Raw genomic sequence first — 11,405 nt, forward strand, 5'->3', positions numbered from 1 at the left:
TCAGCGGGCGCCGGTGAGGAGTTCGACGGCGGCGCGGGCGGCGGCCCGGGTGGCGCCGTGGGTGGCGACGTGGACGGCACCGGTGACCAGCTCCGGGACGCCGAGCTCCACGACGACGGCGTCCGGGCGGGCGGCCAGCGCGCGGCTCACCGCGGCCCGCATCCAGTCGTGCCGGTGCAGGTCCCGCACGACCAGCACGACGGGGCGGCCGGCCGCGCCGGCGGTCGGGTCGGCGGGCGCCTCGCCCTCGGCGTACCGGGCGACGGTGGTGTCGGGGACCAGGTCGGTCAGGGGCGTGCCGATCCCCCAGGGGGTCTCCTCGCCGATGGCCCTGTTGTGCGGCGGGGCGAACTCCACCACGTGCGCCGGGCGGCGCAGCGGCAGCGCGTCGGCGCCGGCGGCCCCGGTGATCACGCGGAGCGCCCGGCGCGCGGCGGCCAGGCCGACGGCCGAGCCGTCGGCGGCCGGGGTGCCGGCCGGGCGGGCGGCGCGGGCGGCGACCGTCCAGGCGGCGAGCTGACCGACCCGCTTGGCCGCCTCGGCGAGCCGTTCCTCCGGCAGCTCCCCGGCCTGCACCGCGGCGACGATGGCGTCGCGCAGCTCCCGGGCGTCCGCCTCGGTGGCCCGCTCCCCGCCCACGCAGATCGCGTCCGCGCCGGCGGCGAGCGCGCGTACCGCGGCGCCGGCGAAGCCGTACCGGTCGGCCACGGCCCGCATCTCCACCGCGTCGGTGACCACCGCGCCGTGGAATCCCAGCTCCTCGCGGAGCAGCCCGCCGAGGATGCGCGGGCTGAGGGTGGCCGGCAGCTCCGGGTCGAGCGCGGGCACCAGCAGGTGCCCGGTCATCACCGCCTGCACCCCGGCGGCCACGGCGGCCCGGAACGGCGCCAGCTCGACGGCCTCGAGGTGGGCCCGGTCCCCGCCGATGCGGGGCAGGTCGTGGTGCGAGTCGACCCGGGTGTCGCCGTGCCCCGGGAAGTGTTTGGCGCAGGCCGCCACGCCGCCGGCCTGGAGCCCGCGGACCCAGGCGGCGGTGTGCCGGGCGACCAGGTCGGCGGCGGCGCCGAATGAGCGGACGCCGATGACCGGGTTCGCCGGGTTGGAGTTGACGTCGGCGTCCGGGGCGTAGTTGAGGGTGATCCCGAGGGCGGCCAGCTCGGCGCCGAGGTCGCGGGCCACCTCCTCGGTCAGCGCCGGGTCGTCGACCGCGCCGAGGGCGAAGTTGCCGGGCCGGGAGCTGCCCCGGGCGGACTCGATCCGGGTGACGTCGCCGGCCTCCTCGTCGATGGCCACGATGACGTCCGGACGCTCGGCGCGCAGCGCCGCGGTGAGCGTGGCGAGCTGCCCGGGGTCGACGATGTTGCGAGCGAAGAGGACCACCGAGCCGAGGCCCTCGCCGAGCCACCGGCACACCCACGGTGGCGGGGTGGTGCCCACGAATCCGGGTTGCAGGACGGCGGCGGCAAGGCCCGCCAGGTCTCCGGTCGCCCCCACGGTCCGCTCGCTCATGCGCTGTCGTACCCCCGTCTTCCCCACCGTCCCCGCCGCCCCGGCGGGTGCTGCCATGGTCACACCGGGCTCAGAAATAGTCAATAAACCTTACTGTTACCGCCTGGCGGTTCCCGGCACGGAGTGGGAGAGTGCGACCCATGCACCCCGCGCTGCTCGCCGACGCCACCAGCGCCGCGGACGTCCCCGGCGTACGGCTGCTCGGCCTGGTGGTCGGCGGCGTGTTCCTGCTGCTCGCGATCCGGGCGATGTTCCGCCGCTGACCCACCCGGCTCCGCCGGTTCGGCCGACACCCACTCCGGGTACGGCACTCGTTGACCCATCCGGTACGCCCGGCACCGCGAACAGCGAGGGGAAGCGATGAGGATCGGCTACTTTCTGTCCAGCGAGGAGTACACCCCGGCGGAGCTGCTGGAGCAGGCGCGCGGCGCCGAGCGGGCGGGCTTCGAGGGCCTGTGGATCTCCGACCACTACCACCCCTGGGTGGACGCGCAGGGCCAGAGCTCCTTCGTCTGGTCGACCATCGGCGCGCTCAGCCAGGTCTGCGCGCTGCCCGTCACCACGGCGGTCACCTGCCCGACCGTCCGGATCCACCCGGCCGTGGTCGCCCAGGCGGCGGCGACCAGCGCGGTCATGCACGACGGCCGGTTCGTGCTCGGCGTCGGCACCGGTGAGGCCCTCAACGAGCACATCTTCGGCGACGCCTGGCCGCAAACCGACGTCCGGCTGGAGATGCTGGAGGAAGCGGTCGGGGTGATGCGGGAGCTGTGGCGGGGCCGGTTCGTCAACCACCGCGGCAGGCACTACACCGTCGAGCACGCCCGGATCTACACGCTGCCGGACACGCCACCGCCGGTCTACGTCTCCGGCTTCGGCCCCAAGGCCATCGACCTGGCGGCCCGGATCGGCGACGGCTACATCAGCACCATGCCCGACGCGGACCTGGTCCGCCGGTTCCGGGACAACGGTGGCGGCGACAAGCCGTGCCAGGCCGGCTTCAAGGCGGCGTACGCCGACAGCGAGGATGCCGGCGCGCGAATCGCGTACGAGCGGTGGCCGAACGCCGGGGTGCCGGGCGAGCTGTCCCAGGTGCTCCCCTCGCCGCGTCACTTCCAGCAGGCCGCCCAGCTGGTGAAGCCGGAGATGATGAAGGACTCGTTCGTCTGCGGCAACAGCGCCGACGCCCACCTGGAAATGATCGACAAGTACGCCAAGGCCGGCTTCGACGAGGTCTACGTGGCCAACACCGGCCCGCACTGGCAGGGCCTGTTCGACCTCTACCAGCGCGAGGTGCTGCCCCGGCTGCGGTGACCCGGCTCCCCCGGTCAGCCGTCGGCGGGCCGGGCGATGCCGTGCAGAAGCGTGGCGACCAGCTCGGCGACCAGCCCGGGCGAGGGCTCGGGCGGCGCTGACATGGGGTCGAGAAGGTGGCCGAGGACCAGGTCGTGGCAGACCCCGACGACGAGCGTGGCCACCGCCTCGGGACTCGCCGCCGGGGCCACCCGGCCCAGCCCCTGCTCGCCACGGACGTACCCGGCCAGCTCGGACCGGAGACCGTGCCCGCCCGCCAGCGGGTTGGGCAGCTCGGCGAGGCGGGCGAGGACCTTCGGCTGGGTGGACAGACCGGCGAACGCCGGCAGGATCGCCGCATGCACCGCCAGGGCCCGGTCCAGGTACGCCCGCAGGTTCGCCTCGACCGTCCGCTCGCCCGGTCGGGGGGGCTCCCCCTCCTGCGCGGCCTCCACCGCCCGCACGTGCGCGTGCAGGGCGTGCGCCAGCAGCTCCTCCTTGTCGGCGAAGTGGTTGTAGAGCACGCCGTCGGCGACCGCTGCCTCGCGGGCGATGTCGCGGACGGTCAGCCCGGCCGAGCCTCGTCGGGCGATGAGCCGTACGGCGGCAGCGATCAGGTGCTCGCGCAGGCTCTGGTCGCCGCCGCGCAGCGCGGCCGCTCTCCTCGGTGACATCACCCCGCATCCTAGGCTCGGCGCCCGGGCGGGCCGTCAGTCCGGCCGGTGGGCGGTGACCAGCCAGGCGGTGCCGCGCAGGCGTACGGCGTCGCGCTGCTGGTACGGCAGCAGCGCCTCCAGCACGGCCGCGCAGGCCCGGTCCGCCGTGGCCGCGTCGACCCGGCCGAGCTGGTGCCGGATCGGCCCCCAGCCGGCCAGGAACCCGGCCGCGTCGGCGGCGTCCCGCCCCCACACCTCCTGCGCCTCCACCCGGACGCAGTCGACCCCGGCGAAGCCGGCCTCGGTGAGCACCCGCTGGACAACCGCCGGGTCGGCCAGGGAGAGCGGCTCGGCGACGCCGGTGCCGTCGGTCCCCGGCGGCGGCAGGTGGGCGGCGAGGGCGCCGAGCACCGCACCCAGGTCACCGTGGCGGAAGTCGTCGAGGCTGACGAAGGCGAGCCGGCCCCCGGGACGCAGCGCGCGGCCGATGTTGGCGAACGCGGCGACCGGGTCGGCGAAGAACATCACGCCGAAGCGGCTCAGCGCCACGTCGAAGCCGGCGGCGGGAAACGGGTACGCCTGCGCGTCGGCGCGGAGGAACTCGACGTTCGCCACCCCCTCCGCAGCGGCGGACTCCCGGGCGCGGTCGAGCATGGGGGCGGAGAGGTCGACCCCGACGGCGTGCCCGTCGCTGGAGCGGCGGGCGGCGAACCGGGTCAGCTGCCCGTTGCCGCAGCCGATGTCCAGGATCCGGTCGCCGGGCCGGACGGCGGCCAGCACGGCGTCGTTGAACCCGCTGTTCACCGCGTCGTAGCGGGCCTGGTGTTCGGCCCAGTGCCGGCCCTCGTAGCCGTTCCACGCCTCCGCCTGTCCGGTGTTGACGACGGTCTCCATGCTTCCCCCTTTATGATCGCTCGTTCATGAACGCATGTTCATGATGAACGAGCCGCGGCGCGCCGTCAACGCCCGGAGGACGGCGGACGGGCCGCCGCGCCGGCACGGTCCGGTTTCGCCCGCTGCCCGCCCGGGTACCTCCGGCCACCGATGAAGCTGACCCCGCACTCGACGACGTTGCGCCGCGCGGCGCGGAGCCTCTTCGGCTGGACCACGCTCCGGCCCAACCAACTGGCCGCGATGCGCGCGGTGATGAAGCGACGCGACGCCCTGGTGGTCCTGCCGACCGGCGCCGGCAAGTCGGCTATCTACCAGATCCCGGCCAGCCTGATCCCCGGACCCACCGTGGTCGTCTCCCCGCTGCTGGCCCTCCAGCAGGACCAGATCGCGGCGCTCAACGAGCGGCAGCGCCCCGAGCTGCGCGCCGTCCGGATCAGCTCGGACGAGAGCGCGGCCCAGCAGGCCGAGGCGATCGCCGAGGTCCGGGAGGGGCGCGCCGAGTTCCTCTTCATCACCCCGGAGGCGCTCAGCGACCCGGACCGGATGGCCGAGGTCCGGTCGCTGAACCCGGCGCTCGTGGCGGTCGACGAGGCGCACTGCATCTCGGCCTGGGGACACGACTTCCGCCCCGACTACCTGGCGCTGGGTCACCTGATCGACGGCCTCGGCCGACCGCCGGTGGTCGCGCTCACCGCCACCGCCTCCCCGCCGGTACGCGACGACATCATCGCCCGGCTGCGGCTGCGCGACCCCGAGGTGGTGGTCTCCGGGCTGGACCGGCCCAACCTCTTCCTCGAGGTGGCGCACTGCCCCACCGACGACTACCGCTGGCGGCGGCTGGTCGCGCTGCTCAGCGACGACAAGCGCCCGGGCATCAGCTACGTGCCCACCCGGCGGGCGGCCGAGGAACTGGCCCAGCGGCTCACCGACGCCGGGTTCCCGGCGCAGTACTACCACGGTGGGATGCCCACCACCGCCCGCAACGAGCTGCACGAGGCGTTCCTCGCCGACCAGGTGCCGATCATGGTGGCGACGTCCGCCTTCGGCATGGGCATCGACAAGCCGAACATCGCCTGGGTGGTGCACATGGCGCTGCCCGACTCCCCGGACAGCTACTTCCAGGAGATCGGCCGCGCCGGCCGGGACGGTGAGCCGGGCCGGGCGCTGCTGCTCTGGCGCGCCGAGGACGTCGGGCTGCAGCGCTACTTCAGCGGCGGCCTGCCGGACTCCATCGAGCTGCGGGACCTCGCCGCGGTGCTGCGCAAGCAGGCCCGGACCAAGAAGGAGCTGCGCGAGCTGACCGGCCTGGGCCCGCGCAAGCTCGGCCAGTACCTCTCCCTGCTGGAGCAGGTCGGGGCCGTGGAGCCGCGTGCCCGGCAGCGGCTCGGCGCGCCGCGTTACGCCCCGAAGCCGGTCGACGCCGCGGCGGCTGCGCTGGCCGAGGCGGAACGGCAGCAGACGGTCACCCGGTCGCGTACCGACATGATGCGGGCCTTCGCCGAGACCACCGGGTGCCGGGGGCAGGCGCTGCTGGCGTACTTCGGCGAGCAGATGAGCAAGGTCTGCGGGCACTGCGACAACTGCCACGCCGGCACCAGCGTCGCCGACGACGGGGCGAGCGGGCCGTTCCCGGTGCACAGCCAGGTCCGGCACCCGGAGTGGGGCGCCGGTCTGGTGCTCAGCTACGAGGAGGACCGGATGACGGTGCTCTTCGACGAAGTGGGGTACAAGACGTTGTCCGTGCGCGTGGTGTCCGAACAGGGCCTGCTGACGCTGCACTAGCCTGACCCGGGCGCCGGCATGGCGCCCGGCACCACTGACGACGATGACCAGGGCGAGAGGGGCTTACTCGTGATCGAGCAGCCGGCGTACACCGGGTTCGGATTCTCCGACGAGGAGTGGGGGCTGCTGGTCGGCCTGCCGCAGTCGGTGCTGACCGCGGCGAGCGCGGCCGAGTCGGACGGCACCAAGCGCACCATGGCCGAGAACGCGGCCGGGCTGGAGGGCATCGCCGCCGGGCGCGAGTCGGCCAGCCCGCTGGTGGCCGCGGTCGCCGGCGAGATCGTCGCCCGGGTGGGCGACCCGGAGGCCGGCGAGGAACTGCCGGTCATCGAGCCGACCGACCCGCAGGCGATGATCGACGACGTGCTGGCCCGGGCCGGCCAGGCGGCGGCCCTGCTGGCCGCCCGGGTGGACGAGGGTCAGGCCGGGGCGTACAAGCACTGGCTGGTGGAGATCGCCGAGCAGGTGGTGACCGCGGCGCCCAGCGGCGGCCTGCTGGGCCTCGGCGGCGACGTGGTCAGCGACTCGGAGCGCCGCTTCCGGGACCGGCTCTCCCGCGTGCTCAACGACTGACGGCACGGGCCGCGACCTCGGCACGGATCGTCAACATCGCGGCGTCCATCGTCAACCCCGGGCGGAAATACTGATAGCGGGCCGTCAGCCGGGAGACCGGCACGGCCCACTGGTAACGGGGGGCCGGGGCGAGGCGCCCGCGACGGTCCGTCGCGGGCGACCGCCCGGTGCCGAGGGCTCCCGCTCGCACCGGCAGGGCCACCGGACCGGCCGACTCCGGCCCCGTCGTACTTCCCCCCAGGACTGACGACGGGGTCGGTCAGGCCTCCTCCAGCAGCGCCAGCACCAGCTTCTCCACGTCGCCGCGCGGCATCTCGGGCTCGACCGGCGCCACCACCCCGTCGTGGTACAGGTCCACCACGCGCGGGTCCACGTAGGACGTACGGGCCACGGTCGGGGTGTTGCCCAGCAGGTCGGCGACGGAACGCATCACCGCCGCGACGGCCCGCTTCCGGGCGGTCGCCGAACGCTGCCGGCCGGCCGTGGCCAGCTCCGTCGCCGCCAGCACCGTCGCGTGCCAGGTACGGAAGTCCTTCGCGGTCATCTCCCCGCCGCTGGCGTCGCGGAGGTAGTCGTTGACCTCGTCGCTGCGCACGTCGCGCCAGCTCCGGCCGTCCCAGTAGCCGAAGAGCCGTTCCTCCGCCCGCCGTCGCCGGCGCAGGTTGGTCAGCACCCGGCACAGCTCCGGGTCCTCGATCCGGCGCACCTGGTCGATGCCGCCCTTGGCCGGGAACTCGAAGACCACGCACCCCCGCCGGGACCGGGCGTGTTCGGGGCGCAGGGTGGACACGCCGAAGGTCGGGTCGTCGCCGGTCGCGTACTGGTCGCTGCCCACCCGGAACATGCCCATGTCGAGCAGCCGGGCCACGGTGGCGAGCACCCGCTCGCGCCGCAGCCCGCGCGACGCCAGGTCGTGGTCGACCCGGTCGCGCAGGTCGGGCAGCCGGCGCGCCACCTCCAGCACGTGGTCGAACTTCGCCTCGTCCCGCTTCTGGCGCCACATCGGGTGGTAGAGGTACTGCTTGCGCCCGGCCGCGTCGACGCCGGTGGCCTGGATGTGCCCGTCCGGGTACGGCGAGATCCAGACGTCCTGCCAGGCCGGGGGGACCACCAGCTCGCGCAGCCGGGCCAGCTCGTCGGGGTCGCGGACCGGCTCGCCGGCCGGGTCGAGGAAGAGCCAGCCCTTGCCGCGCCGCCGGCGCCCGTACCCCGGCCGGCCCGGATCACTACGCCGCAACCGCACCGGACACCCGCACCGCCCGTTCCGCCTCGTCCACGGCGGCCAGCACCTCCTCGACCGAGATGGCCGCCAACGTCGGATGCGTTCCTACCCCGCCGGGCCGGCTCCAATCGCGGTCGATCCGCGCCCGGTCCCCCGCGTCGAGCACCCGGTGCCGGGGGCGGTCCGGCGGCGGCCCCCAGCGGGCCGGCGGGACCGGTCCGAACAGCACCACCGAGGCGGTGCCGTACCCGGTGGCCAGGTGCGCGACCCCGGTGTCCCCGCTGACCACCAGCCGGGCGGCGGCCACCAGGGCGGCCAGCTCGGCCAGCCCGGTCCGCCCGGCGAGCACCACCTCCGGGGTCAGCCCGGCGGCGCCGGCCACCCGGTGGGCCACGTCCCGCTCGTCGGCCGAACCGGTCAGCACCACCCGGTGACCCCGGTCGGCCAGCGCCCGGGCGAGCGCGGCGAACCGCTCGGCCGGCCAGCGCTTGGCGTGGATCTTCGAGCCCGGGTGCAGCACGGTGGCGCCGGCCGGGACCGCCGCCGCGGGCGGCGGCAGCAGCGCCAGGTCGGCGGGGTCCGCCGGCAGGCCGTACCAGTGCAGCAGGCGGCACCACCGGCGGACCTCGTGCTCGTCGTCGTCCCACTCCGGACCGTCGGCGTGTCCGGCCTCGGCGTTGGCGAAGGCGAGCAGCCGGCCCGGCCGGGCGGCGGCGAGCAGCCGGTGCGACTGCGGGCCCCGGCCGTGCAGGTTGACCGCCGCCTCGGGCGGCGGCGCCGGCCGGGCCGGTGGGCCCAGCCCGTCGGTGGGCAGCACCCGGTCGATCCCGCCGACCAGGTCGGCGAGCGGCGCCAGCCAGGCCGGGGCGGCCAGCACCAGCTCCCGGTCGGGGAATCCGGCCCGCAGCCCGCGCAGCGCCGGGACGGCGGCCGCCAGGTCGCCGACCCCGAGCGCCCGGAGCACCAGGATCACGGGTACGACGACTCCTGCTCGGCGCAGACCACCATCTCCCGTACCGCGCATCCGGGCGGTTGGGAGAGCGCGAACATGACCGCGGCGGCGGTGTCGGCCGGCTCGTTGAGCGCGGCGTCCGGGCCGGGCCGGTACTGCGCGTCCCGCTCGTCGAAGAACGCCGTGCGCATGCCGCCGGGGATCAGCAGGGTGACTCCGACCGACCCGGCGAGTTCCGCCGCCAGGGCCCGGGTGAAGCCCACCACCCCGAACTTCGCGGCGCAGTACGCGGTCGCGTCGCTGACCGCCTTCACCCCGAGGGTGGAGGCGACGGTGACGATGCTGCCGCGGGAGGCCTCCAGGAACGGCAGCGCGGCGCGGATCACCGCCGCGGTGGCGAGCAGGTCCACCGCCACGATCCGTTCCCAGGCTTCGCCGGGCACGTCGGCCAGCTTGCCCGGGACGTCCATGCCGGCCGCGGTGACCACGGCGTCCAAGCCGCCGGAGCGCTCGGCCAGCTCGCGGGTCGCCGCCTCGGCGGCCCGGGTGTCGGCCAGGTCGCACTCGACCCAGGGCACCCCGTCCCCGGGCCGCTGCCGGTCCAGCACCAGGGGCCGACCGCCGGCCCGGGCGACCGCGGTGACCACGGCGGCGCCGAGACCGCTGGCGCCGCCGGTGACCAGGACGGTGGGGCCCGCCCCGGGGGAACTGCCACTCATCGTGCTCCCTCCGCCGTCGACCGGACGGCCGTCCCGTCGGGCCGGGCCACGGTCGACCCGCCGGGTGTCCCTCGGCGACCGGCGCGGGCCGCGGCGATCATGTCGGTGGTGGACCGGCCGTCCAGGTACGGCACCACCACGGTCTGCCCACCCCAGCGCCGCAGGATCTCCGCCTCCGGCAGGCTCTCCTCGCCACCGCCGGTCGCGTAGTCGCCGCCCTTCACCCAGACGTCCGGGCGGAGCCAGGACAGGGCCGCGTGCGGGGTCGGTTCGTCGAAGATCAGCACGGCGTCGACACAGCTCAACGCGGCGAGCAGCCGGCTGCGGTCGCCCTGCGGCACCACCGGACGGTCGGGCCCCTTCAGGCCGGCGACACTGCGGTCGGAGTTGAGGCAGACCACCAGGCAGTCACCGAGCTGGCGGGCCGCCTCGAGGGTGGCCACGTGCCCGGCGTGGAGCAGGTCGAAGCAGCCCCCGGTGGCCACCACCGTGCCGCCGGCCGCGCGTACCTCGGCGATCACCGCGCCGGCCGCGGCCGGACCGATCCGGTCCCTGCCGCCGCCCGCCACGGCCCGACCCGCGTCGAGCGGTGGCCGGTCGGGCCCGGTGCGGACCGGTCCCGGCAACGCGGCGGCCACGCCCCCGGCCGCCACGTACGCGGACGCCTCGGCGACCGCCGCCTGCACCGCCTCGGAAACCAGGGCGCCCCGGGCCAGGGCGAGGGTCGCCGCGGCCGCGAACCGGTCCCCCGCCCCGCAGGTGTCCCCCTCGGCGCTCGCCGGCGCGGGCACCACCAGCGGGGTGCTGCCCGCGTGGCAGAGCAGCGCACCGTCGCCGCCGAGGGTCACCGCCACCGCACCGGCCCGCCACCGGTCGCGTAGCGCCTGCGCGCCCCGGGAGGCGGTCACCAGCCGGGACGCGCCCGGGGACGCCTTCGCCAGCTCGCGCGCCTCGGGCTCGTTCGGAGTGACCAGGCGTACCCCCGGCACCGCGGCCGGCCCCCGCGGGTGCGGGTCCCAGACCACCGGCGCCCGGGTGGCGGCGAGCGCGGCCCGCAGCGCCGGCTGCCCGGCCACTCCCCGGCCGTAGTCGCTGACCAGCACCGCGGACGCCCGGCCGATCAGCCGCAGCACCGCCTCGCTCGGCTCGCCCGGCTCGCCGGACGCCCCGCCCCGGTCGTGCCGCAGCAGCACCCGGCCCCGGACCCGCAACCGGATCTTCTCCGGGGTGGCCCCGGCCAGCGGGAGCGGGTACAGCTGCACGCCCGCGCCGGCCAGCAGCGTGCTGAGCCGGGCCCCGCCCGCGTCGTCGGCGATTGCGGTGACCAGCGCCACCTCCGCGCCCTGGGCGGCGGCGAAGACCGCGGCGAGGCCGGCGCCGCCGGGCCGGTCGACGTACGTGGTCTCGTCGAGCACCGGCACCGGGGAGTCCGGGCAGAGCCGGTTCACCACTCCCTCGACGTCCCGGTCCAGCAGGGTGTCACCGATCACCACCACGGGTCCCGTCACGCTCGACCTCCTCCTCGGGCCTCGGCCTCCGGGGCCTCGTCAGCGAGCACCACCTCCACGCCGGTGCGCACCGGGGTGGGTCGGGCGGGTGCGGCCGACACCGGCTGCGCCCGGGCCGCGAGCGCCGCCGGCAGCACGCGCTCGACGTACTCGCAGAGCACGTGCGTGGCGACCAGGTGCAGCTCCTGCACCACCTGGCTCTCCGGCGAGTCGATGGCGAGGGTCTCCTCGCAGACGTCGGCGAGGGGGTTGGGGGTGGGGCCGGTGAAGGCCCAGCAGCGCAGGCCGGTGTCGCGTGCG

11 protein-coding genes and 1 pseudogene are annotated in these 11,405 nt (G+C 75.9%); 4 read left to right on the forward strand and 8 right to left on the reverse strand.

Going from position 1 to position 11,405, the window contains the following annotated elements:
- Window positions 1-1,509: a glycoside hydrolase family 3 N-terminal domain-containing protein gene (locus ACFOYX_RS35180; RefSeq protein WP_322443269.1), complete on the reverse strand. Its 1,509-nt coding sequence runs from the start codon at window positions 1,507-1,509 to the stop codon at window positions 1-3.
- Between the two features lie 131 nt (window positions 1,510-1,640).
- Between ACFOYX_RS35180 and ACFOYX_RS35185 the strand changes: the two genes are divergently transcribed.
- Window positions 1,641-1,772, forward strand: a complete 132-nt coding sequence (locus ACFOYX_RS35185) for a hypothetical protein (RefSeq protein ID WP_322443281.1) — start codon at window positions 1,641-1,643, stop codon at window positions 1,770-1,772.
- 97 nt (window positions 1,773-1,869) lie between these two features.
- Window positions 1,870-2,820, forward strand: a complete 951-nt coding sequence (locus ACFOYX_RS35190; protein WP_322443268.1) for a TIGR03557 family F420-dependent LLM class oxidoreductase — start codon at window positions 1,870-1,872, stop codon at window positions 2,818-2,820.
- A gap of 14 nt (window positions 2,821-2,834) precedes the next feature.
- Here the strand turns inward: ACFOYX_RS35190 and ACFOYX_RS35195 are convergent, their stop codons facing one another.
- A complete protein-coding gene (locus ACFOYX_RS35195; RefSeq protein WP_322443267.1) occupies window positions 2,835-3,473 on the reverse strand; it encodes a helix-turn-helix domain-containing protein in 639 nt (212 codons plus the stop codon).
- 36 nt (window positions 3,474-3,509) lie between these two features.
- Window positions 3,510-4,349: a methyltransferase domain-containing protein gene (locus ACFOYX_RS35200; protein WP_322443266.1), complete on the reverse strand. Its 840-nt coding sequence runs from the start codon at window positions 4,347-4,349 to the stop codon at window positions 3,510-3,512.
- 150 nt (window positions 4,350-4,499) lie between these two features.
- Here ACFOYX_RS35200 and ACFOYX_RS35205 point away from each other — a divergent pair, with 150 nt between their 5' ends.
- Both ACFOYX_RS35205 and ACFOYX_RS35210 read left to right on the forward strand, forming a co-directional pair.
- Window positions 4,500-6,131 (forward strand): RecQ family ATP-dependent DNA helicase, encoded by a 1,632-nt coding sequence (locus ACFOYX_RS35205; protein ID WP_322443265.1) that lies wholly within the window; start codon window positions 4,500-4,502, stop codon window positions 6,129-6,131.
- A 69-nt stretch (window positions 6,132-6,200) separates the two neighbouring features.
- Window positions 6,201-6,704: a hypothetical protein gene (locus ACFOYX_RS35210; RefSeq protein ID WP_322443264.1), complete on the forward strand. Its 504-nt coding sequence runs from the start codon at window positions 6,201-6,203 to the stop codon at window positions 6,702-6,704.
- Window positions 6,705-6,963: 259 nt separating this feature from the next.
- On the opposite strand, the gene ACFOYX_RS35215 is transcribed toward ACFOYX_RS35210, so the two are convergent.
- The 5 genes and pseudogenes from ACFOYX_RS35215 to ACFOYX_RS35235 form a co-directional block, all read right to left on the reverse strand.
- Window positions 6,964-7,947: a DNA topoisomerase IB gene (locus ACFOYX_RS35215; protein WP_322443263.1), complete on the reverse strand. Its 984-nt coding sequence runs from the start codon at window positions 7,945-7,947 to the stop codon at window positions 6,964-6,966.
- The gene (locus tag ACFOYX_RS35220; protein WP_322443262.1) at window positions 7,931-8,899 is read right to left on the reverse strand and encodes a glycosyltransferase family 9 protein; all 969 of its coding nucleotides are present in this window, start codon (window positions 8,897-8,899) and stop codon (window positions 7,931-7,933) included. The genes ACFOYX_RS35215 and ACFOYX_RS35220 overlap by 17 nt, the downstream gene beginning before the upstream one ends.
- Window positions 8,896-9,597 (reverse strand): SDR family oxidoreductase, encoded by a 702-nt coding sequence (locus tag ACFOYX_RS35225; protein ID WP_322443261.1) that lies wholly within the window; start codon window positions 9,595-9,597, stop codon window positions 8,896-8,898. The genes ACFOYX_RS35220 and ACFOYX_RS35225 overlap by 4 nt, the downstream gene beginning before the upstream one ends.
- On the reverse strand, window positions 9,594-11,105 hold the full coding sequence (locus ACFOYX_RS35230; RefSeq protein ID WP_322443260.1) for a PfkB family carbohydrate kinase: 1,512 nt from the start codon (window positions 11,103-11,105) through the stop codon (window positions 9,594-9,596). The genes ACFOYX_RS35225 and ACFOYX_RS35230 overlap by 4 nt, the downstream gene beginning before the upstream one ends.
- A pseudogene (locus ACFOYX_RS35235) lies at window positions 11,102-11,405 on the reverse strand (phosphoheptose isomerase); the annotation flags it as partial. The gene ACFOYX_RS35230 and the pseudogene ACFOYX_RS35235, both read right to left, overlap by 4 nt.

The organism is Micromonospora sp. GCM10011541 (assembly GCF_042650725.1).
GTDB classification, from domain to species: domain Bacteria; phylum Actinomycetota; class Actinomycetes; order Mycobacteriales; family Micromonosporaceae; genus Micromonospora; species Micromonospora sicca.